Annotated in this window: 23 protein-coding genes; 6 read left to right on the top strand and 17 right to left on the bottom strand. The window is 72.6% G+C overall.

Annotated elements, in window-relative coordinates; all coding sequences use genetic code 11:
- Nucleotides 1-65 precede the first annotated feature (65 nt).
- Nucleotides 66-407: a PadR family transcriptional regulator gene (locus tag IF06_RS0110350; protein ID WP_013473973.1), complete on the bottom strand. Its 342-nt coding sequence runs from the start codon at nucleotides 405-407 to the stop codon at nucleotides 66-68.
- 145 nt (nucleotides 408-552) lie between these two features.
- Here IF06_RS0110350 and IF06_RS0110345 point away from each other — a divergent pair, with 145 nt between their 5' ends.
- From IF06_RS0110345 to IF06_RS0110335, 3 genes are all read left to right on the top strand, one after another.
- Nucleotides 553-1,494 carry a hypothetical protein gene (locus IF06_RS0110345; RefSeq protein WP_030270535.1) on the top strand — a complete coding sequence of 314 codons (942 nt, stop codon included), beginning with the start codon at nucleotides 553-555 and terminating at the stop codon, nucleotides 1,492-1,494.
- Nucleotides 1,495-1,534: 40 nt separating this feature from the next.
- Nucleotides 1,535-3,946: a hypothetical protein gene (locus IF06_RS0110340; protein ID WP_030270533.1), complete on the top strand. Its 2,412-nt coding sequence runs from the start codon at nucleotides 1,535-1,537 to the stop codon at nucleotides 3,944-3,946.
- Between the two features lie 121 nt (nucleotides 3,947-4,067).
- Nucleotides 4,068-5,288 (top strand): ABC transporter substrate-binding protein, encoded by a 1,221-nt coding sequence (locus IF06_RS0110335; RefSeq protein WP_030270531.1) that lies wholly within the window; start codon nucleotides 4,068-4,070, stop codon nucleotides 5,286-5,288.
- 124 nt (nucleotides 5,289-5,412) lie between these two features.
- Here the strand turns inward: IF06_RS0110335 and IF06_RS0110330 are convergent, their stop codons facing one another.
- The 4 genes from IF06_RS0110330 to IF06_RS0110315 form a co-directional block, all read right to left on the bottom strand.
- Nucleotides 5,413-6,006, bottom strand: a complete 594-nt coding sequence (locus IF06_RS0110330) for a GTP-binding protein (protein WP_013283994.1) — start codon at nucleotides 6,004-6,006, stop codon at nucleotides 5,413-5,415.
- A 1-nt stretch (nucleotide 6,007) separates the two neighbouring features.
- Nucleotides 6,008-6,388, bottom strand: coding sequence for a DUF742 domain-containing protein (locus IF06_RS0110325; RefSeq protein WP_013473970.1), 381 nt, complete (start codon nucleotides 6,386-6,388; stop codon nucleotides 6,008-6,010).
- A 100-nt stretch (nucleotides 6,389-6,488) separates the two neighbouring features.
- Complete coding sequence (locus IF06_RS0110320; protein ID WP_013283992.1) at nucleotides 6,489-6,893, bottom strand: roadblock/LC7 domain-containing protein; 405 nt, start codon at nucleotides 6,891-6,893, stop codon at nucleotides 6,489-6,491.
- On the bottom strand, nucleotides 6,890-10,534 hold the full coding sequence (locus IF06_RS0110315; RefSeq protein ID WP_013283991.1) for a nitrate- and nitrite sensing domain-containing protein: 3,645 nt from the start codon (nucleotides 10,532-10,534) through the stop codon (nucleotides 6,890-6,892). Before IF06_RS0110315 ends, IF06_RS0110320 begins: the two co-directional genes overlap by 4 nt.
- Nucleotides 10,535-10,961: 427 nt before the next feature.
- On the opposite strand from IF06_RS0110315, the gene IF06_RS34275 reads away from it, so the two are divergent.
- Nucleotides 10,962-11,333 (top strand): hypothetical protein, encoded by a 372-nt coding sequence (locus tag IF06_RS34275; RefSeq protein ID WP_232236649.1) that lies wholly within the window; start codon nucleotides 10,962-10,964, stop codon nucleotides 11,331-11,333.
- Here the strand turns inward: IF06_RS34275 and IF06_RS0110305 are convergent, their stop codons facing one another.
- The 4 genes from IF06_RS0110305 to IF06_RS0110290 form a co-directional block, all read right to left on the bottom strand.
- Complete coding sequence (locus IF06_RS0110305; protein ID WP_013473969.1) at nucleotides 11,334-12,410, bottom strand: adenosine deaminase; 1,077 nt, start codon at nucleotides 12,408-12,410, stop codon at nucleotides 11,334-11,336.
- Nucleotides 12,411-12,460: 50 nt separating this feature from the next.
- Nucleotides 12,461-12,874 carry a PPOX class F420-dependent oxidoreductase gene (locus IF06_RS0110300; protein ID WP_030270528.1) on the bottom strand — a complete coding sequence of 138 codons (414 nt, stop codon included), beginning with the start codon at nucleotides 12,872-12,874 and terminating at the stop codon, nucleotides 12,461-12,463.
- 64 nt (nucleotides 12,875-12,938) lie between these two features.
- The gene (locus IF06_RS0110295) at nucleotides 12,939-13,514 is read right to left on the bottom strand and encodes an NADPH-dependent FMN reductase (protein ID WP_013473967.1); all 576 of its coding nucleotides are present in this window, start codon (nucleotides 13,512-13,514) and stop codon (nucleotides 12,939-12,941) included.
- Nucleotides 13,502-14,122 carry a YczE/YyaS/YitT family protein gene (locus tag IF06_RS0110290; protein ID WP_013473966.1) on the bottom strand — a complete coding sequence of 207 codons (621 nt, stop codon included), beginning with the start codon at nucleotides 14,120-14,122 and terminating at the stop codon, nucleotides 13,502-13,504. Before IF06_RS0110290 ends, IF06_RS0110295 begins: the two co-directional genes overlap by 13 nt.
- 57 nt (nucleotides 14,123-14,179) lie before the next feature.
- Here IF06_RS0110290 and IF06_RS0110285 point away from each other — a divergent pair, with 57 nt between their 5' ends.
- A complete protein-coding gene (locus IF06_RS0110285; protein WP_030270525.1) occupies nucleotides 14,180-14,653 on the top strand; it encodes a MarR family winged helix-turn-helix transcriptional regulator in 474 nt (157 codons plus the stop codon).
- Nucleotides 14,654-14,656: 3 nt separating this feature from the next.
- The gene (locus IF06_RS0110280; protein ID WP_030270523.1) at nucleotides 14,657-15,508 is read left to right on the top strand and encodes a putative RNA methyltransferase; all 852 of its coding nucleotides are present in this window, start codon (nucleotides 14,657-14,659) and stop codon (nucleotides 15,506-15,508) included.
- A gap of 6 nt (nucleotides 15,509-15,514) precedes the next feature.
- On the opposite strand, the gene IF06_RS0110275 is transcribed toward IF06_RS0110280, so the two are convergent.
- From IF06_RS0110275 to IF06_RS0110240, 8 genes are all read right to left on the bottom strand, one after another.
- Nucleotides 15,515-16,195 (bottom strand): DUF4272 domain-containing protein, encoded by a 681-nt coding sequence (locus tag IF06_RS0110275; RefSeq protein ID WP_013283983.1) that lies wholly within the window; start codon nucleotides 16,193-16,195, stop codon nucleotides 15,515-15,517.
- Nucleotides 16,196-16,296: 101 nt separating this feature from the next.
- Complete coding sequence (locus IF06_RS0110270) at nucleotides 16,297-17,577, bottom strand: thymidine phosphorylase (protein ID WP_013283982.1); 1,281 nt, start codon at nucleotides 17,575-17,577, stop codon at nucleotides 16,297-16,299.
- A 152-nt stretch (nucleotides 17,578-17,729) separates the two neighbouring features.
- Nucleotides 17,730-18,431 (bottom strand): cytidine deaminase, encoded by a 702-nt coding sequence (locus IF06_RS0110265; RefSeq protein WP_013283981.1) that lies wholly within the window; start codon nucleotides 18,429-18,431, stop codon nucleotides 17,730-17,732.
- Between the two features lie 104 nt (nucleotides 18,432-18,535).
- Nucleotides 18,536-19,816, bottom strand: coding sequence for an ABC transporter permease (locus IF06_RS0110260; RefSeq protein ID WP_013283980.1), 1,281 nt, complete (start codon nucleotides 19,814-19,816; stop codon nucleotides 18,536-18,538).
- A 2-nt stretch (nucleotides 19,817-19,818) separates the two neighbouring features.
- Nucleotides 19,819-21,006 carry an ABC transporter permease gene (locus IF06_RS0110255; protein WP_369752228.1) on the bottom strand — a complete coding sequence of 396 codons (1,188 nt, stop codon included), beginning with the start codon at nucleotides 21,004-21,006 and terminating at the stop codon, nucleotides 19,819-19,821.
- A 173-nt stretch (nucleotides 21,007-21,179) separates the two neighbouring features.
- Nucleotides 21,180-22,688: an ABC transporter ATP-binding protein gene (locus tag IF06_RS0110250; protein ID WP_327653228.1), complete on the bottom strand. Its 1,509-nt coding sequence runs from the start codon at nucleotides 22,686-22,688 to the stop codon at nucleotides 21,180-21,182.
- Between the two features lie 269 nt (nucleotides 22,689-22,957).
- Complete coding sequence (locus tag IF06_RS0110245) at nucleotides 22,958-24,028, bottom strand: BMP family lipoprotein (RefSeq protein WP_030270517.1); 1,071 nt, start codon at nucleotides 24,026-24,028, stop codon at nucleotides 22,958-22,960.
- Nucleotides 24,029-24,304: 276 nt separating this feature from the next.
- Nucleotides 24,305-24,646 carry a hypothetical protein gene (locus IF06_RS0110240; RefSeq protein WP_013283976.1) on the bottom strand — a complete coding sequence of 114 codons (342 nt, stop codon included), beginning with the start codon at nucleotides 24,644-24,646 and terminating at the stop codon, nucleotides 24,305-24,307.
- Nucleotides 24,647-24,739 lie beyond the last annotated feature (93 nt).

The raw sequence follows: 24,739 nt of genomic DNA, 5'->3' as shown, positions 1-24,739 counted from the left end.
CCGCCCCTCGGCCTTGCTGCTCGGGCGTTCGGCTGCCCGCTCGGCGGGCCGGGCTGCCGCCGCGGTCAGGCCGGTGCGGTGGGTGGCTCGTCCGCGCCGAGGAACCGTCCGACGGTGGCGCTGAACTCGCGCCAGCCGGCCCGCTCCCCCGCCAGCGCCCGGCCGCCGGCATCGGTCAGCTCGTAGGTGCGGCGCTCCCGGCCGTTCACAGTGCTCCAGGTGCTCGCCACCAGCCCGGCCCGCTCCAGCCGGCGCAGAGCCGGATAGATGGTGCCGGTGGGCAGATCCAGCGTGCCGCCGCTGCGGGCACGCAACGCCTCGATGATCGCGTAGCCGTGCAGCGCGCCCCGTTCCAGCACGGCGAGCAGCAGCGCATCCAGGTGTCCGTGCAGCGCCTGCGCCTTCATGCGTAGCAACGCTACTTGTCGCGCCGCCGCGACGCCAAGGGGTGCGACTCCCGGTCGGAACCGTCGCCCACTAGGGTATGTGCGCAGAGTCACTCGGCGGCGCGACGCCGTCGGGTGGGCAACCCGAACGCACACGGAGGTCAGCGTGGCCCGCCAGTCGCCCCAACGGCCCGACGCCGACGAGCCCGAGCTCGACGACACCGACGCCGCCGCCGCGGCCGACGAGGTCGAGGAGGACCGCCCGCCGGCCGACCGCGCGCTCTGGGACGAGGTGCGGATCGACCCGGTGGAGATCGCCCTGCCCGCCGGCACCGGCTTCACGCTGCGGGCGTACCGGCAGGCGCGCGAGCTGACCCCGACCGACGTCGCCGAGCGCGACCAGGACGACCCGTTCCTGGCCCGCCGTCAGGTCGTCGAGACCGAGGAGGACGAGGAGGTGGTGATCCTCGACGAGGAGTTCGCCGCCCTCTCCGCCGAGGAGGACGACGAGGACGAGGAGAAGGACGCCAAGTCCCGCCGCAAGGGCAAGGCCGACGCCTCGGACGACGAGAAGGCCGAGGCCGACGAGGACGACGCCGAGGACGAGGACGAGGCGGGCGACGAGGAGGTGCCGGTCTTCCTCACCCACAAGGGCCGGCTCCTGCTGTTCAAGACGCCGGAGTCATTGGTCACTTTCATCCGTTCCGGTGCGCCCAACGACCTGTCCCAGCTGGACAGTTGGAATGAACTGTCCGAACGGCTGGAGCCGGCCGACATCGCCCCGCTGGACGAGGACACGTACGAGCTCGACCTGGTGGTGGAGAACCTGCGCGGCGGCCACGACGCGTGGGACCACGAGCTGCTCATCGAAGCCGGTGAGATCGCCCGTGACCTGGCGTACGCCCTGCGGCTACCCGCCGTGCTGGACATGCTCTCGGCGGGCTCCAGCCTGGACGACCTGGACGAGGCGCTGCGCGCTTCCGTCAACGGTGGCGTCGGTGGTTTCCTGGGTCGTCGGCGGCTGAAGAAAATCGGGGCACAAACCGCAAGTTTGGGTTGGCGCACCATTGTCGGCAAGATCTCTGCGGTTGTGGACTGGCGCGACTGACCCGGAGCGGGGAGCATCAGTCTCTGGCAGAGCAAGACCTGTGTCCCGGGAGGAGGACGACGCCGTGGCGCTCGTGCGCGTGTACTGCGGTCTGGCCTCGGCAGATCCGGCCGACCGAACGGCTTCGGCCGGAACGGCGCTGACGTCCGCTGTGGTCGACGACGCAGGCCGTCTGCTGCACGTCTGCGAGATCGGTGACGATCCCGCCGGTTACGCCCGGCTGGTCGCGCTGCTGGTGGAACGGTCCGGCGGTCCGAGCGGCGCGGCCATCGCCGCGGACAGCGACGACCACATCGTCACCTCGCTGCTGAGCGCCGCCGGCCGCCCGCTGGCGATCGCGGACGACGACTCGGTCGACGACTTCGCCGAGCGCTTCGCCGACGACGACTCCCTGGAGGAGATGCAGTCCCCGCCCGCCGAGCGCCGGGCGGTCGGGCTGGCCCGTGCGCTTCAGGCCGGCGCGCTCTCCGCGGTGACCCTCCCGGCGCCGCGCGAACTCGCCGGATACACGCAGGTCCTGGCCGCGCACGCGGCGCTGGCGAGTGGCCGTCACTCCGCCGCCGTGACACTGCGCGAGGTGCTCCGCGAGCTCTACCCGGCCGCGCTGCGGGCCTACCCGGATCCTGCCGACCGGGTCGCCCTGGCGGTCCTCGACGCGCTGCCCGAGCCGGGGATGCTCACCGGCCCCGCGGGCCGTGGTGGCCGGGACGGCGCGCTGGCCGCCGACGCGGTCGTCGCGCAGCTGGCCGGCGAGGGCGTGGCCGACGCCGACGCCGTCTCCGACGCGGTGACCGCGCTGCGTGTCGCTATCTCCGAGACGCCCCGGCGGGCCACCGTCAACCGCACGCTCACCGCGGCCGTCGCCGAGACCGTACGCCAGGCCGTCGCCTCCGTCCGGACCTGTGACGCCGGCTGCGACGCGCTCGTCGGCGCGCTCGCCGAACGCACCGCTCCCACTCCCGCGACCGGCCGCCGGGCCGCCGCCCGACGGGGCGAGCAGGTCGACGAGCTGGCCTCGACGCCCGCGGCCGACCTGCGTCCGGTGCGCTCCATCCAGCCGGACCCGATCGCCGAGCCCCACCGCGGTCGTCCCGAGCCGGCCGGGGCACCCGAGCCGGCCGGTCGTCGCGGTCGTCCCGAGCCGCTCCCCGGCGGGCGGCGCAGCCGTCCGGAGCCGGTGTCCGGTCCGGCCGCCACGACGACGCCCCGGCCGCTCGGCCCGCCACCTGTCGCGCCCGCGCCTGTCACGCCGCCGCCGGTCGCCCCGGCGCCGGTCACGCCCGTCGCTCCGGCAGCAGCACTGGGCCGGCCGTCCTCGGCTCCCCCGGCGCGGCCCGAGCCGACCGGCGCGCCGCTGCCGTCGCGGGTGGACGGCCCCACCAACCGGCCGGTCTCCGCGCCGCCTCCGCCGCCACCCGGGATCACGCCGATCGCCCCGTCCCCGCGCGGCGCCGTGCCGCCGGCCGAGGCCGGCGAGCCGTTCCGCCCGACGCTCACCACCGCGGCGATCAACAAGGCGCGGGCCGAGCGGCAGCGCACAGTCATCCCGCCCCGGCCGAAGACCAACCAGAACCCGCACCAGGAACCGCCGACCGGTGGCTTCAGCGCCACCGACCTGAGCATTCCGGTGCCGGCCCCGCGTCCGCCCGCGCCGGAGGCACCGCCGGGCTCCCGGGCGAACTGGCCGCTGGTGAACACCGAGGACGACACCGCGCGGGAGCGGGAGGGCACCACCTACCCGTACGGGCGGGGCGTGGACGCGCCGAGCGACCCGGGCCGGGTCACGCCGCCGTGGCTCGCCGACGACCTGCCGCAGGAGCCGCCGATGCTGCGGCTGGTGGAGCCGCCGCCGCTCGCCGACCGCGCGCTGCGCGACGAGATGGGCCGGCCGGCCGACCCCGGCCTGGAGACGCCCCCGCTGCGTCTGGTCGACCAGGGCGACCCGGGTCGCGTACCGCTGCCCGCCGCGCCCGAGCGGCGTCCCGCCCCGAAGGAGCACCGGCCGCCGCCGGTCTCCGACGAGGGTGACGGCGACCTGCTGATCTTCGCGCAGGCCAAGTCCGCCTGGTTCGTCGGCCACGGCGACGAGGCCGACCTGGAGTGGTCGACCACCGCCGACACCGGCTGGCAGGCTGCCGAGCAGGCGGCCCGTCCGGCCGTCGGCGCGGAGACCAAGGCCGGGCTGCCGAAGCGCGTGCCGCAGGCCAACCTGGTCCCGGGTTCCCCGCTGCGCGAGGAGCGTCCTCTGCGGATCGTCCGGAACGCGGCGAGCCTCGCCGAGAACACCACCGGATACTTCCGGGGCTGGCGGCGCGGCCAGGAGATCGGCGGCTTCGCCGTGGGCGGCCGTCCGGGCCGTGAGGCGGCCGGCGGCTGGGACTTCACCCGCGACACCGGCGACCGCGACGACGACCGGGAGTACGAGTACCGCTCGGCGGGCTACCGCTCCTGACCGGGCCCGCCGGGGTGTTCCATCCCACACCGGGACGATTTGACGCTGGGCTGGACCGGCCGGGAACATACCCGGCGGACCAGCGGCGGCGCCTGTTCGCCGGGGTGGGAAGGCGATTCCATTGGCGACACCGGCGTTCGACTCCACTGTGCTCACCCGGCGGGGCGTCCTCGCTGCCGCTGCCGGGAGCCTGCTGCTCGCCGGGTGCGCGCCGCAGGGCCAGCGGCCGGACGACGGCCCGTCCAGCAGCGCGCCGAGCGACCAGGACCTGATCGTCGGCGCGAGCCTGGAACTGACCGGCGCCGGGTCGCTGCTCGGCGTCGCCCAGCGGCAGGCCCTTCAGCTCACCGCCGACTCGCTCAACCGCACCGGCCTGCCGGTCGGGAACCTGGTCCGGTCGGTCCGGCTCCAGATCCTGGACAACGGCAGCAATCCCGAGGTCGCCGCCCGCCACGCCGCCGAGTTCACCCGGGCCGGTGCCCAGGCGCTGATCGGCGGCGTGCTCGGCGAGACCTCGGTGGCCCTCGCGGCGGCCGCCCAGCGGGTCAAGACGCCCTTCCTGTCGCTCGGCTACGGTGACCGCATCGCGCTGCCGCTGGACGAGCGCACGTTCACCTACAAGCTCACCCCGGACGCCGTCGACATGGCACGTCGCCTGGTGGAGCTGTTCGAGTCCAAGAAGATCCGACGGGTGTCGGTGCTCGCCGCCGACGGGATGCACGGCGACTCGGGTGTGCGGGCGATGCGGGAGGCGCTCGCCGACAGCAGCACCGACCTGGCCCGCACGGTACGCCTTCCGGCGACCGGCCGGCGCTTCCGCGCCGCCGCCGAACGCGTCGCCGGCAGCCAGCGGGACGGCGTGGTGGTCTGGGCTACCGCACCCGACTCCGGTGTCGCGGCACGGGAACTGCGCGCCGCCGGCCACCGCGGCCCGATCTTCTTCGACGCCGGCGCGGTCGCCGACGACACCGTGCAGGGAGCGAACGCCGCCGCCGTGGAGGGCGCGTACGCGGTGCACCCGGCCTGCCTGGACGTCTCCGCCGCCACCGCCACCACGACGGCGCAGCTGGCCCGCCGGGACTTCGTCAACCGCTACACGCAGCGGCACGGCGTCAGCCCGGACTTCGCCCCGTACGCCTCGGACGCGCTCCAGCTCCTCGCCACGTCGGCGCGGATGGCGACGAGCCTGGACCGGGGCCGGCTGCGGGCGCTCCTCCAGGCGCAGACCGTCGAGGGCATCGCCGGCGGATACGCGTTCCGCGCCGACCGGCACGGCGGCATGGAGCCCGACTCGCTCGCCGTTTACCAGGTGTTCCGGGGCAACTGGACCCGGTACGCCTGACCTCACCCGTCGCCCGGTGACCGTCCCGCCTGGAGGGTCACCGGGCGATCGCGTACCGTGTCCGCCCCCAGACGGCAGGAAGCGCCCGGTGGCCCTGAGGCCGCCGGGCGCTTCCGCGCGTCGGTCAGGCGGGCGCGACGGCCCGCGAGCGCCGCATGGTGAGCACGTACTCGACCAGCGAGATCAGCACGTGCTTCGTGGACTCCCGGTTCCGGGCGTCGCACGGCACCACCGGCACGTCGCGGGAGATCGCCAGCGCGTCCCGGACGTCCTGCGGATCGTGGTACTGCATGCCGTCGAAGCAGTTGATGGCGATCAGGTACGGCAACCGCCGGTGCTCGAAGAAGTCGATCGCGGCGAAGCAGTCGGCGAGCCGGCGGGTGTCGACCAGCACCACCGCGCCGATCGCACCCCGGACCAACTCGTCCCACATGAACCAGAACCGCGTCTGACCCGGAGTACCGAACAGGTACAGGATCAGATCCCGGTCGATCGAGATACGACCGAAGTCCATCGCCACCGTGGTCGTCGTCTTACCCGGCACCTGCCGGGTGTCGTCGACGCCGACACCGGCGGAGGTCATGATCGCCTCGGTGGTCAGCGGCGTGATCTCGGAGACCGAGCCGACCAGCGTCGTCTTGCCGACGCCGAACCCACCGGCGATAACGATCTTCGCCGACGTCACTCGGCCGCTCGGGGCCGGCGGCCGGTGCGACATGTCAGAGCCTGCGAAGTCCACTCAGCACCCTCTCCAGCAGTTCAGTGCCCACCGCGTCGTCGGAGTCGTCCAAGATGGTCGGCTCGTGGACCGCGACCAGGCCGTCCGTCGCCATGTCGGCGATGAGCACCCGGGCCACGCCGAGCGGAAGCTGCATCCGCGCCGCGATCTCGGCGAGCGACTGCACACGTCCGTCACACAACGCGGCGATGTACTGGTGTTCACGACCGTGGCCGCCACCATTGCCAGTGGCAACCGCTCGGCCGCGCACCGTCGTCTCGACGAGTGCCTCCAGGGCGATGTCGAGCCGGGGACGGGTACGGCCGCGGGTAACGGCGTACGGCCGGACCAACGCTCCGGTCGGCTCGTCACGATCCGCCATTTCGCCGCTCACCTCCCTCGTACCCGGCACCGGCTCGCCCCGGTGGCATCCGTCGCTGTCGTAGTTGTTCCCGCACCTGACCCACCGGCCAGCGCGTCATTCAGCCCATCATCCCCACAGCCGTACGCGGCTGCGGCGTCAGGGCATCGCCCACCCGGTCCACGAGCAGGGCCATCTCGTACCCGACCTGACCCACGTCGCAGCTCCGCGCCGCCAGCACCGCGAACGACGAGCCGTCGGAGATGGACATCAGGAACAGGAAACCGTTGTCCATCTCGACGACTGTCTGCAACACCGCTCCGCCCTCGAAGCAGCGGGCCGCGCCCTGGGTCAGGCTGACCAGACCGGACGCGATCGCGGCGAGCTGGTCGGCGCGGTCCCGCGGAAGGTCACGGGACGAGGCGAGAAGCAGGCCGTCGGCCGAGACCGCGACCGCGTGCGCCACACCGGGCACCCGGTCGGCGAAGTTGGCGAGCAGCCATCCGAGATCCTGCGTAGTAGTCATCCTTGTTGCTCCTTCTGCCCGCTCCCGGCCACCGGGCCTGAGCCAGACTGCGAGGACTGCTGCCCGCCCGGAGTGCCCTCCGGGCCGGTCGTGTTGCTGTCGGTGTTACGCCCGCGCTGTACGCCCCGATGGTAGGCCGAGAGCAGGCCCCGAACACCCTCCGGAGTACGCCGCTGCACCGACGCGGAAGGCTTCTCGATGCTGCCGGGCACGAGCTGCGCCATCGGCGTCCGCTTCGGCAGGCCCTTCTGGGTGGTCTCCGCAACCGGGACCTCGGTGGCCGCCGAGGCGGCACGCCAGCCGTCGTCGGCCGCCGTCTGCCACGGGGAGGAGGACTGCGGCGACGCGGTCGGCTGCCGGGTGGGCAACCCGCCGGTGTGCGCGGGACGGGCGTTCCCGTTCGCCGCGCCGTTGTCACGCGGTGCTCCGCCGGCCGTCGGAGTGTGTGCCATCGGCGTGTTACCTGTCGTTGCGGGTGTCTTCTGCGGCACGGGCCGGCCGGCCGTGTCCACCTTGGCGAACTGCTGGGTGGCGGCGCCGCCGTTCGTCGTCGCGGCCGGTGCCGCCGACTCCTCGTTGGGTCCGGGCCGGCGGGTGCGGAACCACGCCGACTCCAGCTCCCGGAAGATCGGCAGCTCCATCGTCTCGTCCGCGTACCGCTGACGGTTGCCCTGCTGCTGCGGCGCGGCCGGGCGTGCCACCGGTGCCGCCGGGCGATTCGCCGCCGGGGCCTCGGCCGGCCGGCTCGCGGCCGGAGCGGCGGACGGCTGGCCGGCCGCCTGCTGCGGGGTGGCCGGAATCTCCGTGCGCGGCACCCGGGGCAGCTCGGTGGTCATGTCCATGCCACTGGTGGGCCGTTCCGGCGCCGCCGGAGCCGGGGTCGGCGCGACCGGCGGCCAGACCGGCGGGGCGCTGACACCCGGTGCGGGCATCGGACGTGCCTGCGGCTGGTTCGCCGGCGGCGCGGAGGCCGGGTACCCGGCGGCGGGCTGCCCGGACACCGGCGCGGGGTGCCCGGAGACCGGCGCGGCCGAGACCGGACGGTACGGCAGCGGGTCGCCGGAGACCGGCGCCGCGGAGACCGGGCGGCCCGAGAACGGGTCGCCGGAGACCGGCGCGGCCGAGACCGGGCGGTACGGCAGCGGGTTGCCGGAGACCGGCGCGCCGGAGACCGGGGGCAGCGGCGGGGCCGACACCGGCGGGACCGGCGGCGCGGAGACCGGCGGCGGGCTGTAGGGCCGCGCCTCCGGGCTGCTCGGCAGCTGGCGCGGGATCGCCGGCTGCTGGCCGGTGCTGCCCGGGTCGCCGTCGGCCGGGTTGCGCCGCTGCGGCAGCGGGTCCGTCGACTGGCCGTTGGGCCGGCCGCCGAATCCGCCGTCGCCGCCGGACGGGCTGGCGCCGGTCAGGTCGGACCAGGCCGGCATGGCACGGCCGCCACCGGCGTTCGCCGGGGTGCCCGAGCCGTTGCGCGGCGCCGGGTCGAAGGCGCGTCCGCCGAGCGTGACCTGGTTGCCCGAGGAGCCCGGGTGGGGCGCCGGCGGCAGGCTCGGCGGGTTGTTGTTGCCGAAGGCGGCCAGGGCGCCGAAGGCCGGTGCCGGGCCGTTCTGCTGCGGGCCCGCGGCCGGCAGGGCCGGTCCGGGCAGGCCACGGCCGGCCAGGGCGCGCGGCACCAGGACCGAGGTCGGCAGCGTCACGTCGGCGACGGTGCCCCGGTCGGCACCCGGCCGCAGCTCGACCCGGACGCCGTGCCGGGCGGCCAGCCGCGCGACCACGACCAGGCCCATCATCCGGGAGACCGCGACGTCCACCTGCGGCGGCGTGGCCAGCCGCTCGTTGAGGTCGCGGAGCTGGTCCGGGCTGATGCCGATGCCGCGGTCCTCCACGTAGAGGGAGGCGCGGTCGCCGACCCGCCGGGCCTCCACCATGACCTGCGAGTCCGGCGGGGAGAAGGCGGTGGCGTTGTCGAACAGCTCGGCGACCAGGTGCACCAGGTCGTTGACCGCGTGGGCGGCGACCTCGATGTCCCGGTCGATCACGCCGAACTCGATCCGGGTGTAGTGCTCGACCTCGGACTGGGCGGCGCGCAGCACGTCGATCAGTGCGGCGGGCTCGCGCTGCACACGGGTGGAGTCCGCACCGGCGAGGACCAGCAGGTTCTCGTCGTTGCGGCGCATCCGGGTGGCCAGGTGGTCGAGCTGGAACAGCTCGGCCAGCCGGTCCGGGTCCTCCTCGCCGCGCTCCAGGCGGTCGAGGTGGCCGATCAGCCGGTCGACCAGGATCTGCGAGCGGCGGGCCAGGTTGACGAACATGGTCGCAACCGAGGCCCGCAGGGCGGCCTGCTCGGCGGCGGTCCGGACGGCCTCCAGGTGGACGGCGTTGAACGCCTCGGTCACCTGGCCGAACTCGTCCTTGCTGCGCACCGGCAGCGGCTCGGCGATCTGGTTTGCCAGTTGCACAGGGGAGAGCTGGCCGGTGACCTGCGGGTCGCGCAGACGGGCGACCGCCTGTGGCAGCCCGTACTGGGCCACCGCCAGGGCGCCCTGGCGCAGGTCGCGCAGCGACCGGGCCATCGAGCGGGCCACCAGGTACGCGAACAGGATGGCCAGCAGCAGCATGGTGAGCAGCAGGCCGGTCTCCAGGAACACCTGGCGCTGGGTGTCCGAGCGCAGCGCGTCGGCCTGCCGGACCACGTTGCCGTCGAGCCGGGCCTCCACGGTCCGGATCAGCTTGGCGTTGGCGACCATGGTCTGGTCCCACTGGTCCGCCCCGAACGGGGCGTTCTCCATCGAGCCGTTGTTGTTGCCCGAGACGAAACTCGTGAAGCGGTCGGCCTTGCGCAGGTCGGGCCCGGAGACGGTCTGCTCGTAGAACAGCTTGTCGGGCTCGGTGGCGACCGACTGGAAGGTCGCCAGCGACTGCGACTGGCCGGTGCCGCTGGCGATGAACTGCTCGCGCAGCGCGGCGGTGTACTGGTTCTGGGTCAGCGCCTGGTGGACGACGACCCGGCGCTGGGTCAGGTATTCCTTCTGCCGGGCGACGGCGGCCGCCGCGCGCATCCGGTCGCTCAGGTCGTTGTTGCCGGCGAGCTGGGTGGCCGAGTCGCGGATCGCGAGCAGGTCCTCGATCAGCTGCCGGTACGCCTGGTCGGCGTCGTTGATCTTCAGCTTGCCGTTCAGCACCTGGCTGCGGGTCGCCGGAAGGTCCTTCAGCTGGGTGTCGATCGTGTCGAGCAGCCCGACGAAGTTGCGGGGCAGGTCGTCGATCTCGCCACGCTGCCGCAGGTACGGCGACTTCGCCTGGTCCACCCGCTGGTTGGCGCGGTTGTAACCCTCCTGGTACTGCGCCCGGGTCTGGAACTCCTTCGCGCCGAGGAAGAGCACGGCGCCGACCCGCTCGTCCTGCACGGTGTCGACCAGGTCACCCGAGTAGCCGATCAGGTTGGCCAGATCCCCCGCCCGGTTGGCATTGTTGAGCGTCTCCAGGTGGTCGACCAGACCACTGGTGCCCACCACGACCGTGGCGATGGTCGGCACGATCATGATCAGACCGAGCTTGGACCAGATCGGCATGTCGCGCAGCCGACTCATCGGCCGGCGCAGCCGCGACAGGAAGGAGCCCGCCGTCGTTGGCCGTTTGCTCACGTCACCGCCCTCGCATTACCGCACCCCGCGCCACCCTGAGGGCAACGCCGAGCGACCGACCCGGCGGGTCGGACCTCCGAGATTCCATCACGCCGCTCCGCAAAGAGAAAGCCCAGGTTGTCCCTCACCGGAGGTGTGATGAGATGTTGATGCAATTTGATAGCAATCCGTCTGGCCGGAGTCACTGAAGGTAATGGAACACCCGCACCGCGTCGTCCTGCTCGCCGGCCCCTCCGGGTCCGGAAAGTCATACATAGCCCAGCGAACCGGACTTCCGGTGCTCTGCCTGGACGACTTCTACAAGGACGGCGATGACCCTACGTGTCCGCGTCGAAACGGACAGGTGGACTGGGAGTCCCCCTTGTCCTGGGATTCGGACACGGCGGTGCAAACAATCGCCCGACTGGCTCGTGAGGGCAAGGCCGAAGTGCCGGTTTATGCGATCGGCGCAGACCGTCGAGTAGCCACCCGGCCATTCGATGTCGACGGATCGCCAATCTTCGTCGCCGAGGGGATCTTCGCGGCCGAGATCGTGGCCGAGTGCCGGCGACTGGGCCTGCTCGCCGGTGCGTACGCGCTGCGCCGCCCGCGCGGCGCGACGTTCCTGCGCCGCCTCGCCCGGGATCTCGCCGAGCAGCGCAAGGCGCCCCGGGTGCTGCTCCGGCGCGGGGTCGCGCTGCTGCGCGCCGAGCCGGCCGTGCTGCGCCGGCAGACCGGGCTGGGCGCCGAGGCGGCCCGGGCCGGGCAGGTGCTGCGCGGGGTGGCCGCACTGCTCTCCGGCCACCCCCGCCAGTCGTGATCAGCCGATCAGCTCGGCGTACGCCGGCTTGATCACCTCGTCGATGATCCGCAGCCGCTCGTCGAACGGGATGAACGCGCTCTTCATCGCGTTGATGGTGAACCACTGGAGTTCCTTCCAGCCGTAGCCGAAGGCCTCCACCAGCAACGCCATCTCCCGCGACATCGAGGTGCCGCTCATCAGCCGGTTGTCGGTGTTCACAGTCACCCGGAACCGCAGGTCACGCAGCAGCCCGATCGGGTGGTCGGCGATCGAGGCCGCGGCGCCGGTCTGCACGTTCGACGACGGGCACAGCTCCAGCGGGATGCGCTTGTCCCGCACGTACGCGGCCAGCCGGCCCAGCACCGGCGGGTTGCCCGGGGTGATGTCGTCGACGATGCGGACGCCGTGGCCGAGCCGGTCGGCGCCGCACCACTGGATCGCCTGCCAGATGGACGGCAAGCCGAACGCCTCACCCGCGTGGATGGTGAAGTGGAAGTTCTCCCGCTGGAGGTACTCGAACGCGTCCAGGTGCCGGGTGGGCGGGAAGCCCGCCTCGGCGCCGGCGATGTCGAACCCGACCACCCCGGTGTCGCGGTGCCGCACGGCCAGCTCGGCGATCTCCTGCGAGCGGGCCGCGTGCCGCATCGCGGTGAGCAGCGTGCCGATCCGGATCGGGGTGCCCGCCTCGGCGGCCAGCGCGCTGCCCTCCCGGAACCCGGTGACCACCGCGTCGACCACCTCGTCCAGGGTCAGGTTCTGCTCCAGGTGCTGCTCCGGCGCGAACCGCACCTCGGCGTAGACCACGCCGTCAGCGGCCAGGTCCAGCGCGCACTCGCGGGCGACCCGGCGCAGCGCGGCAGGGGTCTGCATGACCGCCACCGTGTGCGCGAACGTCTCCAGGTAGCGCTCCAGCGAGCCGGAGTTCGCCGCCTCGGTGAACCAGACGCCGAGCGCCGCCGGGTCGGTGGTGGGCAGTTCGTGGCCGACCTCGGCGGCCAGCTCGACGATCGTCGCGGGCCGCAGGCCGCCGTCGAGGTGATCGTGCAGCAGCGCCTTCGGGACCTTGACGATGTCCTCGTACGAGATTGCGACCATGCTCAGACCCTAGTCACCCCCGATACGGGCCGGGCGGTGGACCGGTCCGGTCAGGGCCGCCAGCCGTACACCCGCTCCACCGCGAGCCGCAGGACCACCCGCCCGTCGGCCACCATGGCGGCCCGGTAGTCGGCCCAGTCCGGGTGCTCGCCGCGGATCCGCCGGTACACCTCGACCAGTTCGTCGACGGTCGCGTCGTCGGTGGCCGCAGCCGGCGGGGTGAGCGTCGCGGTGCCCTCGGCGACCGCGTACGCCCCGCCGTCGGCGGTGGTCACGTGGAAGCTGGCCCGGGGGTCGCGGCGCAGGTTGCGCACCTTGGCCCGGTCGCCGGTGGTGGAGCAGCGGATCAGGCCCGGCTCGGCCAGGTAGTCGAGGTTGGACAGCTGGGGGCGGCCGTCCCGGCGCAGCGTGACGAGCACTCCGCGCCCCCGCTCACCGAACAGTTCCCAGAGCCGGGCGCTCACCGCGCTCCCTTCGTTCGCGACTGCGGGGCTCGCAAACCCGGCTCACTCCTCGCGCTCACTGCGCTCACCGCGCCACCTCGGTTCGCAGCGGCGCGAGCGCGGCGGCCAGCCGGGCGAGCTGATCCAGCATGAGCGCGGCGGCCTCCTCCCGGCCGGGGTCGGGTCGCAGCTCGCCCGCCTCGTCCAGCGCCTGCCGCAGGAAGACGACCACCTGGTCGTTGACCGGGGTCATGTTCAGCGTGGTCACCACCTGCTTGATCATCTGCACCGCGCGCAGGCCCCCGGAGGTCATGCCGTAGCTGACGAAGCCCACCGGCTTGTGCTGCCACTCGTAATAGAGGTAGTCGATCGCATTCTTCAGCGGCGCGCTGAAGCCGTAGTTGTACTCCGGCATGACCAGGACGAAGGCGTCCGCGGCGTCGATCTCGGCGCTCCAGGCCCGGGTGTGCTCGTGCAGGTAGACCCGCTCGGACGGGTGGTGCGGCTCGTCGTGGAAGGGCAGGTCGACCTCGGCCAGGTCGAGGAGGCGTACCTCGTCGAAGCCGGCGTGGCGGACGGCGGCGGCGGTGAACCAGTCACCGATGCGGCGGCCGACCCGGCCGGGGCGGGTGCTGGCGACGACGACGGTCAGGCGGGGCATGGCGAGGTCACTCCTGTCGGGACGGGGGCCGGGGCGGTGAGCCGGGGAACGAACCAGGCGACGATCGGCCCGATGCCGATCGCGTAGAGCAGGGTGCCGGGGCCGACGGCGCCGCCGAGCAGCCAGCCGACGGCCAGCACCGTCACCTCGATCGCGGTGCGGGCCGGGCCGAGCGGCAGGCCGCGGGCGGCCAGGCCGGTCATCAGCCCGTCCCGCGGGCCGGGGCCGAGACGGGCGCCGAGGTAGAGCGCGGTGGCGAGGCCGTTGAGCAGGACGCCCGCGACCAGCAGGCCGATCCGGCCGGCGAGCGGAGCGACCGGCGGCAGGAGCGCCAGCGTGGCGTCGAGGGCCAGGCCGACGAGCGCGACGTTCGCCACGGTGCCGACGCCCGGCCGCTGCCGCAGCGGGATCCACAGCAGCAGCACCAGCAGCGCCACGCCGTTGACCAGCAGGCCCATCGGCAGGCCGGTGCGGTCGGCGAGGCCCTGGTGCAGCACGTCCCAGGACGCGAGCCCGAGGTCGGCGCGGACCATCAGCGCGACGCTGACGCCGAACAGGGCCAGGCCGGTGAACAGCCGTACCAGCCGGGACCGCAGTTTGGTTGACATGTCATCAACCTAGGCCGCAACTTGGTGACATGTCAACAACACCGGTACGATCGGCGCATGGACGAACCGCGCTGGCTGGACGAGCAGGAGGACCGCGCCTGGCGCGGCTACCGCCGCATGCGCCGCCTGCTCGACCTGGAACTGGCCCGGGATCTGATGCAGGACGCCGGCCTCTCCGAGCCCGACTACGACGTCCTGAGCGACCTGTCCGAGACCCCGGAGCAGCGGCTGCGGCTCAGCGAACTCGCCGACCGGATGCTCTGGTCCCGCAGCCGCCTGTCCCACCACATCTCCCGCATGCAGCAACGCGGCCTGGTCACCCGGGAGGAGTGCGCCACCGACGGCCGCGGCTCGGTCGTCGTGCTCACCCCGGCCGGACGCCGAGCCGTCGAGGCCGCCGCACCCGGGCACGTGGCGGCCGTCCGCCGGCACCTGATCGACCGGCTCACCCCGGCCGAGGTGGCCGCGCTCGGCACGCTCAGCCAGCGGGTGATCGACCACCTCACCGGCCGACCGGGGACGGAGCACTGAGCCGTGGACGATCGCATCCTCGCCCGGCTGCGCTGCCCGGTCTGCGCCGAGCCGCTCACCGAGACCACCGCCGGCACCGCACGCGCGCTGCGCTGCCCGCGCGGGCACAGCTTCGACATCGCCCGGCAGGGATACGTGAACCTGCTCGCCGGCCGCGCCCCGCACACCGGGGACAGCGCCGAGATGGTCGCCGCCCGCGCCGGCTTCCTCGCCGCCGGCCACTACGACGCCGTCGCCGCCGCGCTTGCGACCACAGCGGTACGCGTCGCGGGCTCCGACGCGTACCCCCTGGTCGTGGATGCCGGCGCCGGGACCGGGCATTACCTCGCGGCGGTGCTGGCAGCGCTGCCTGAGGCCGCCGGCCTGGCCCTGGACGTCTCCAAGCCGGCGCTGCGCCGCGCGGCCCGGGCGCATTCGCGGGCCGCCGCCGCGCTCGCCGACACCTGGCAGCGGCTGCCCCTGGCCGACCGGTCCACCTCAGTGCTGCTGAACGTGTTCGCGCCGCGCAACGGCCCGGAGTTCCACCGGGTGCTCGACCCCTGCGGCGCGCTGCTTGTGGTCACCCCGGCCGCCGACCACCTGACCGAACTCGTCGACGCGCTGGACCTGCTGCGGGTCGACCCGGACAAGGCCGACCGGGTCGCCGGCAGCCTCGGCGCCCACTTCGCCGAGGAGTCCGCGACCGGGCACCGGGCCCGGCTCGCGCTGACCCGCGCCGAGGTCACCACGCTCGTCGGGATGGGACCGAGCGCCTGGCACGCCGACCCGCGACGGCTCGCCGCGCGCATCGCCGCGCTGCCCGAGCCGGTGCCGGTCACGCTCTCGGTCCGGCTCGGCGTGCACCGCCCGCGCTGACGCGGCTCAGGTGGAGAGGTCGACCTCTTCCCAGCCCGGCGGCTCGTCGTGGTACGGCCCGCGCAGCACCACCGCCCACTCCAGCGCCCACCGGCGCTGCCCGATCGCGTTGGCGTCCACCAGCCCCGGCAGCGCGCCACCCGCCTTCTCGGTCTCCAGGTACGCCCAGTCGAGGCAGTAGTGCAGGTCCAACAGCGCCGCGGCGTCACCGGGATGCTGCGGCGCGGCCAGGATCCGGGCCCGCCACTGGCCGAACGTCTCCCCCGCCACCAGGTTCGGCATCCGCTCGACCAGCCGCTCGTCCACCGGCACCGTCGGGTCCAGTTCCTTGGCCAGCCCGAGCACCCAGGCCAGCGAGAACAAGGCGTCGTGGTGCAGCACGAACGACCTGTGGTCGCCCCGGCCGCCCATCACGAACTGCCACTCCGGCGGCGTCACCGAGTCGACCAGGTGCGACTCCAGCAGCCAGCCCATCGCCGCCCGGGCGGGCATCCCGAAGCAACGGGCCAGGATCACGTGCAGCACCGCGATCCGGGCCTCGATCTCCGGGGTCGGACGCAGCTCGATCTCGTCGCCCGGCTCCCACACCAGCGGGAACTGCGGCGGCGGCAGCGGAAGACCCAGCCGGGACAACTCGTCCAGGCTCGCCTCCCGGACGGCCCGGGGATCGGGAGCGGGTACGCGCACGGTCAAGCCCCTGTCTGCTCACCTCGGCTCGTCGCCGGCCGATCCCCCCTGGCCTGGGAGGATAGCGGCTCCGGCCGGGCCGGCACCATGGCCGGTCCCGGTCAGCCGATCCGCTCGACGACCAGAGGCGTCGCGTCCGGCGCGTCCGGCGCCACCCGCACCGCGCGGCGCGCCTCGTCCAGCGCGGCGGGCATCCGCTCGGCGTGCTCGGCCCGCAGCTCGAACAGCGGGTCGCCGACGCGCACCCGGTCACCGCGGCGCTTGTGCAGCACCACGCCGGCCGGGATGCTCACCGGGTCCTCCTTGCGGGCCCGGCCCGCGCCGAGACGCCACGCGGCCACCCCGATCGCGTACGCATCGACGTCGGCGACCCAGCCGTCCTCGGTGGCGGTGACCAGCTCGACCTCGTTCGCGGTGGGCATCGGTGCGTCCGGGTCACCGCCCTGCGCCCGGATCATCGTGCGCCAGGAGTCCATCGCCCGGCCGTCCCGCAGTGCCGCCTCCGGGTCGGCGTCCGGCAGCCCGGCCGCGTCGAGCATCTCCCGGGCCAGTGCCAGCGTCAGCTCCACCACGTCGGCCGGACCGCCACCGGCGAGCACCTCCACCGACTCGGTCACCTCGACCGCGTTGCCCACTGCGAGGCCGAGCGGGGTGGACATGTCGGTGAGCAGGGCGACCGTCCGTACGCCGTGCGCGCCGCCCAGCTCGACCATGGTGCGGGCCAGCTCGCGGGCGTCGTCGACGTTCTTCATGAACGCGCCGGAGCCGACCTTCACGTCGAGCACCAGCGCGCCGGTCCCCTCGGCGATCTTCTTGCTCATGATCGAGCTGGCGATCAGCGGGATCGCCTCGACGGTGCCGGTGACGTCGCGCAACGCGTACAGCTTGCGGTCGGCCGGGGCGAGCCCGTCGCCGGCCGCGCAGATCACCGCGCCCACGTCGCGGAGCTGGGCGATGAACTCGTCGTTGGTGAGCGCCGCCCGCCAGCCCGGGATCGACTCCAGCTTGTCCAGCGTGCCGCCGGTGTGGCCCAGGCCCCGGCCGGACAGCTGCGGCACCGCCGCGCCGCACGCGGCCACCAGCGGGGTCAGCGGCAGGGTGATCTTGTCGCCGACGCCGCCGGTCGAGTGCTTGTCCACCGTCGGCCGGGACACCGGCGACAGGTCGAGCCGCTCGCCGCTGGCGATCATGGCGGCGGTCCACCGGGCGATCTCCGGGGCGGTCATGCCGCGCAGCAGGATCGCCATGGCCAGCGCCGACATCTGCTCGTCGGCGACCAGACCCTTGGTGTACGCGTCGACCACCCAGTCGATCTGCCCGTCGCTCAGCACACCCCCGTCCCGCTTCGCCCGGATGACGTCAACCGCCGTAAAAGCACTCACTTCTCAAGATCCAATCAGTTGATCGCGCGTGGCCGCACCGACCCGCGAACGGTAACCAGGTCCGGCCGGGGCCGACCGTGCCCGGCGGAGGGATCAAGCCTGACCGCCCGGAGCCGGGCACGGTCGGCCCCGGCCCCAACCGCAACCCCGACTCAACCCCAGCGGACCGGAATCTCCGTGGGAGGCTCACCCTCACCAGCCCAGAAGATCGTCCCCGACGCGTCCACCACGACCACGCGCGGCGTCCGCGCCAGTCCCCACGCGATCGCCTCGGCCGGGTCGTCCCAGGTCGACCCCTCCTCCAGCACGCCGGTCTCGGCGTCCTCGGTCTCACCGGACGACCGCTCCCAGTACGTCGTCCAGACCTGCTGCCCGGCCGACAGGTCGGGGTGCACGAACACGGTGCCCCGGCCCCGCCAGGCGGCCAGCCGGTCCGGCACCACGGGCACCGGGTGCTCGCCGGTCACCGCCTCGATGTCGGCCACGTCGAAGGCGTGCGGCAGCAGCTCCGCCATCCGCAGCGGTCCGCCCTTCGCCTCGACCAGGCACTCCGGCCCGCCCTGCTCCCAGAGCAGCTGCCGGCACCTGCCGCACGGCATCAGCGGCTCACCGGTGGCGTCGACGCAGGACAGCGCCACGATCCGGCCTCCGCCGGTCGCGTGCAGTTGCGAGACCACGCCGCACTCGGCGCAGAGCGTGACGCCGTAGCCGGCGTTCTCCACGTTGCAGCCGACCACGACCCGGCCGTCGTCGACGAGCGCGGCGGCACCCACCGGGAACTTCGAGTACGGCACGTAGGCGTGCCGCATGACCTCGGTGGCGGCGGTACGCAGCCGCTCCCAGTCGATCTCCATCACAACCCCCATTCTGCCCAATCAACGCCGATCGGTCGCGGGTGCGGCCGGAGACGACGATGCCCGGCGGGTCGCCCCGCCGGGCACGGTGTCGCGGCGGGCGGTCAGCCCTTGATGTACGGCTTGCCGTCGGCGGCCGGCGCCCGGACCTTGCCGACCAGCCCGGCCACGGCCAGGATCGTCGCCAGGTACGGCAGCATCGCCAGGAACTGGCTCGGGATGCTGCTGCCGATCGCGCCCAGGTAGGTGGCGAGCTGGTCGGCGAAGCCGAAGAACAGCGCCGCCAGCAGCGCGCCGGTCGGGCTCCACCGGCCGAAGATCAGCGCGGCCAGGGCGATGAAGCCCTTACCGCCGATCATGTTCTTGGTGAACGAGTAGAGCGCCAGCGTGTACGAGGCGCCGCCGACACCTGCCACCAGACCGGCCAGGATCACGTTGCGGTAGCGCAGCCGCAGCACCTTCACGCCCAGCGTGTCCGCGGCGGTCGGGTGCTCGCCGACCGAGCGGGTCCGCAGGCCCCACCGGGTACGGAACAGCGCCAGGTGGATGACGAGCACCAGCAGCAGGCCGACGTAGAGGAAGATGTTGCCCCGGAACAGCGCCGGACCGAGCAGCGGGATGTCGGACAGCAGCGGGATCTCCCAGTTGCCGAACCGGGGCGCGCTGTTGTACTTCGCCGCGTCGGTCTGCATCAGCCGCTCGTACAGGAAGCCGGTGATGCCGACCGCGAGCAGGTTGAGCACGATGCCCATGACCACCTGGTCGACCAGGTAGCGGATGGAGAACACGGCCAGCAGGAACGAGATGAACGCGCCACCGATGGCGGCGGCCACCAGGCCCACCCAGACGCTGCCGGACATGCTGCCGAACAGCGCACCGGAGAAGGCGCCCATCAGGAGCTGGCCCTCGATCGCCACGTTCACCACGCCGGAACGCTCGCAGAGCACACCGGCGAGCGCGCCGAAGATCAGCGGCAGGGCCAGGATGAACGTGCCGCGGACGACGTTCACCAGCGGCATGAAGTTGCGGCCCTCGGGCGCGGCCGAGACCTGCCAGCACAGGAAGCTCAGCACGAAGGCGACCAGCCCGGCGCCCAGCAGCAGCGTGAACCAGCGCTTCGGCACACCGGCCAGCAGCGCGCCTCCGGCCGCGGCGGTGATCAGCCCGAACAGGATCGCGCCGACCGTACCGTTGATCTCCAGGGCGGCCCCGCCCTCGGTCTCGCTGAGCGTGAACCGCGCGTGCTGGTCGGTCGCGAGCGCGCCGAACAGCACCGCCGCGAGCACACCGAGCGCCAGCAGGACCGCGCCGATCTTCCGGTTGCGGGTCCAGAAACCCTCGTCGACCGCGGTAACGGCGACCTCGGGGACAGCGGTGGTGGACATGCTCACCAGCCCTTCGCGAGGCTCGTCTGCAACCGGGCGGCGCGGGCCGCCCGGAGCTGGAAGATCGTCTTCACCAGGGCAGGCGCGGCGATGAAGATGACGATGAGCGCCTGGAGCACGGTGACCAGTTCCAGCGAGATACCGGAGTACGACTGCATCCGGTTGCCGCCGGCCTGGAGCGCGCCGAACAGCAGCGCGGCCAGCAGCACACCCCACGGCTTCACGCGGCCGAGCAGCGCGACCAGGATGCCGTCGAAGCCGATCTGCGCGATCACCAGCGGGGTCAGCGCGGTGGCGGTGGTGCCGAGCACCATGGTCGAGCCGCCGAGACCGGCCAGCATGCCCGCGAACACCATCACCAGCACGTACGTCTTCGTGACGCTGATGCCGGCGGTCCGGGCCGCGTCCGGGTTCGCGCCCACGGCCCGCAGCTCGAAGCCGAGCGTGGAGCGGTTGAGCAGCCAGGCGATGAACCAGGTGGCCGCCACCGCGAGCAGGATGCCGGCGTGCACCCGCAGGTCTTCGCCGAGCAGCCGGGGCAGCTGCGCGGTGGAGTCGACCGGCTTGCTGATCGCGTCCGCCCGGTTCGGGTTCTGCACCCCGTTCTGGACGATGATCCAGGACAGGAAGTAGACCGCCACGTAGTTGAGCATGATCGTGTTGATCACCTCGTGCGCGCCGGCCCGTGCCTTGAGGATGCCGGGGATGAAGCCCCAGAGCGCGCCGCCGAGCGCGCCCGCGATCAGCGCCACCAGCAGGTGCACGACGGGCGGCAGCGGCAGCGCGAAGCCGGCCACGGCGGCCAGGATGACGGCGATCGTCGCCTGGCCCTGGGCGCCGATGTTGAACAGGCCGCCGCGGAAGGCGAGCGCTACCGACAGGCCGGTGAAGACGAGCGGCGCGGCGTAGGTGAGCGTCTCCGAGATCGGGCTCATGGCGGCGGTGAAGCCGACCGCGTCCGGGTCGAAGATCGCGCCCTTGAACAGGTTCGCGTACGCCTCGCTGACCACAGTCCAGCTGGCGTTCAGCGCGTCGGTGGGACGGGCGGTGATGTAGCTGTAGGTGGCGAGCACCTCGGGGTCGGACACGATGATCAGCACCGCGCCGACCACCATCGCCAGCAGCACCGCGAGCACCGTCACGGTGAGCGTGTTGGCCGCCCAGAGGTTGTCCAGGAACATCCGGCCCATGCTGGGACGGGACTCCCCGGCCGGGTCCGGCTTCTTCGCGGTCGCGGTGGCGGGGACCGTCTGCTCGGTGTCACCGGCCGGCTGCGTCGGCGTCGCCCGGGCCTCGCTCAGCGACTCCTGCGCCTCGGTCGCCGGTTCCTTGTCCGGCGAGCCCGAGACGGGGTTCGGGTTGGTCATGCCTCGTCCTCGTTGCCAGGGCCGTCCTCGGTCGCGGTGGCGGCGTCCGGGGTGGCGGCGTCCGGGGTGATGCCGGCCATCAGCAGGCCGATCTCCTCACGCGGGGTGTCCGGGCCGACGATGCCGATGATCCGCCCGCGGTACATGACCGCGATCCGGTCGGCCAGGCCGATCACCTCGTCCAGTTCGCTGGAGACCACCATGACCGCGGTGCCGATGTCCCGTTCGCGGATGACCCGGCTGTGAATGAACTCGATCGAGCCGACGTCCACGCCCCGGGTGGGCTGGGCGGCGATGAAGAGCTTCAGCGGCCGGGACAGCTCCCGGGCCACGATCACCTTCTGCTGGTTGCCGCCGGAGAGCGTGCCGACCGCCGCGTCGGCCGAGGAGGTACGGACGTCGAACTGCTCGATCCGCTCCCGCGCCGACTTCGCGATGGCCTCGGGCTTGAGCGACAGGCCCTTGCCGAACGGCGGCCGGTCGTAGATGTCGAGCACCAGGTTCTCCGCCACGGAGAACTCCTTGACCAGGCCGTCCACGCTGCGGTCCTCCGGCACGTAGCCGACGCCGGCGCGGAGCACCTTCTTGGTCGACCAGCCGTGCGTCGGCTCGCCGTCGAGGCTGATCGTGCCGGCGAGCACCGGGCGCAGGCCCATGATCGCCTCGATCAGCTCGGTCTGGCCGTTGCCCTGCACGCCCGCCACGCCGAGCACCTCGCCGGCGTGCACCGTGAGGTCGACGCCGTCGACCGCGCGTACCTGCCGGTCGTCGTCCACGACCAGGCCGGCGACCTCCAGGATCGGCTTGCCGGGGGTGCCCGGCTTCTTGTCCACCGTCAGCCGGACGCTGCGTCCCACCATCAGCGCGGCCAGCTCGTCCCGGCTGGCGCTCGGCTCGGCGGTGCCGACGGTCTTCCCGCGCCGGATCACCGTGATCCGGTCGGCGATCGCCTTCACCTCGCCCAGCTTGTGGGTGATGAACACGATCGACTTGCCGGCGGCCTTGAGCGACCGCATGACGGTGAGCAGTTCCTCGGTCTCCTGCGGCGTGAGCACGGCCGTGGGCTCGTCGAGGATCAGCAGGTCGACGTCGCGGGTGAGGGCCTTGACGATCTCCACCCGCTGCTGGATGCCGACCGGCAGGTCCTCGATCACCGCGTCCGGGTCGACGCGCAGGTTGTACCGCTCGGAGACCTCGGCGACCTCGCGCCGGGCACGCCGGCGGTCGAGGATGCCGGCGAAGGGCCCCCTGACCTGCTCGGCGCCGAGCATCACGTTCTCGGCCACGGTGAAGACCGGTACCAGCATGAAGTGCTGGTGCACCATCCCGATCCCGGCGGCGATCGCGTCCGACGGGCCCTTGAGCTTCAGCGGCTTGCCGTCGACCAGGATCTCGCCCTCGTCCGGCTGGTAGAGGCCGTAGAGCACGTTCATCAGGGTCGACTTGCCGGCGCCGTTCTCGCCGAGCAGGGCGTGGATCTCTCCAGGCTCCACCGTCAGGTCGATGTGGTCGTTGGCGACCAGATCACCGAACCGTTTGGTGATGCCGCGCAGTTCGAGTCTCAGCGCAACCTCCTGGAGTGCGAGCGATGGTGCAGCGTAGCGACCTGCCGCGCCGACACCACGCCGGGTGGGGATGTTCGGGGGGATTCAAGGTGATCGGCCGCCCCGGCGCCGGGGTACCTTCCCCGTTGCGCCGGGACGGCCGGATCGTCAAACCTGGTGCCCGCCGGCCCCCGCTGCCGATGATCGCACCGCGGCGGCCGGCGGGACGGTCACTTGGTCGGCTGGGCCTTCGAGGTGACGGTGATGGTGCCGGCGGCGATGTCCGCCTTGATCTTGTCGACCTCGGCCTTCAGGTCCGCGGGGACCTTGCTCTCGAAGTCGTGGTACGGGGCGATCGAGACGCCGGTGTTGGCCAGCGTGCCGACGAAGCCCGGGGTGGACTGGAGCTTCTCGCCACCGGCGGCCTTCACCACGGCCTCCTTGACGGCCTCGGGGATGTTCTTGACGACGGTGGTCAGGATCACCCCGCAGTCCGGGGTGCTCTCGCAGCCGTCGATGTCCACCCAGACGACCGAGTACTTGCCGCCCGCGGCCTTGGCCGCGGAGGTGGTGCCGAGACCGGCGCCACCGGCGACCGGCATCACGACGTCGGCGCCCTGGGCGACCAGCGCGTCGGAGACCTTCTTGCCCTCGTCCTGCTTCTCGAACGAGTTCGCGAAGGAGCCCTTCTGGGCGGCCTTGTCCCAGCCCAGAACCTGGACGTTCTTGCTCTTGGCCTTGTTGTAGTACGCCACGCCGTCGGCGAAGCCGTCCATGAAGATGGTGACCGGCGGGATCGGCAGGCCACCGTAGGTGCCGACCTTGCCGGACTTGCTCATCCCGGCGGCCAGGTAACCGGCCTGGAACGCGGCCTGCGCGGTGTCGAACTGCATCGGGTAGACGTTCGACACACCCGGGTTGGCGTCGACGATGCCGAACTGCTGGTTCGGGTTCTTCTCAGCCGCCGCCTTGGTGGCGTCCGACATCAGGCCACCGACGGCCAGGATGAAGTCGCACTTCTGGTTGACGAACCCGGTCAGGTTGACCTCGTAGTCCGCCTCGGCCTTCGACTGGACGTTCTTGATCTCGATCTTGTCGTTCTCCTTCTGCGCCTCCTGGAGGCCCTTCCAGGCCGAGGCGTTGAAGGACTTGTCGTCGATGCCGCCGACGTCGGTCACCATGCAGGCGCTGAACTTCTTGCCACCGTCGCCGCCGGCGTTCTTGTCGTCGTCCGGAGCCTCACCACACGCGGCAGCGCCCAGCACGAGTCCACCCGCCACGATGGCGGAGGCGATCCGCATCCCACGCACAGAGCGCAAGACGTCTCCTTCCCCTTGCACACCGCGTCGTGCGCGGTGCACAGCCCTTCGCCGGCCTGCGGTGTGCCGCCGGCGTCCCACGTTACGGACGGGAGCGTACGCCCGCGCCCACCCACCGGCCGACAATCGTGCACGACTGTTGAGCGTCTGTTACCCCGGTGTAACCCTTGGGTGGGGCACGTCACTTCTCATGCCGGTAGGCGCGCGCGGTGGTGTCGCGAACGTCCGTTTTCCCGAGCTTCCCCGACTCCTGGCGAACTAACGCCAGAACACCGCGACGGCAGCGTTGACCAGCGTCAACCCGACGATCGCGAGGAAGTGGCCACGGTTGACGGTCTCCCGCTTACGGGAGAAGAAGACCATGACGAAGATGAGCAGCGCGAGCACCAACTTGGTAACAAGTTTCGCCGGGGCCGGCTCGTCCCCGTCCCGCAGCGGAGCGGACAGCCCGATGCCGGTGAGGATCTGGATGATCGCGCCCCAGAGCATGGCGGCGTTGATCCGCAGCCGGCCGGTGACGTACTGGGCGATCGCACCACCGAGCAGCAGCGCGAAGCCGATCAGATGGACGTAGAGAAGAATCAGTCGAAGAGCTTCCACGCGGCCCATCCTCCCTCATCAACGACGCTTCGTAGTAGTCACCCCGCCGACCTGCCGTCATACCGTGACCCGCCCTCCCGCCCCCTCCCGACC

This window comes from Micromonospora globosa, assembly GCF_000717585.1.
In the GTDB taxonomy this organism is placed as follows: Bacteria; Actinomycetota; Actinomycetes; order Mycobacteriales; family Micromonosporaceae; genus Micromonospora; species Micromonospora aurantiaca.
This window is presented reverse-complemented; position numbering and strand designations above follow the sequence as displayed.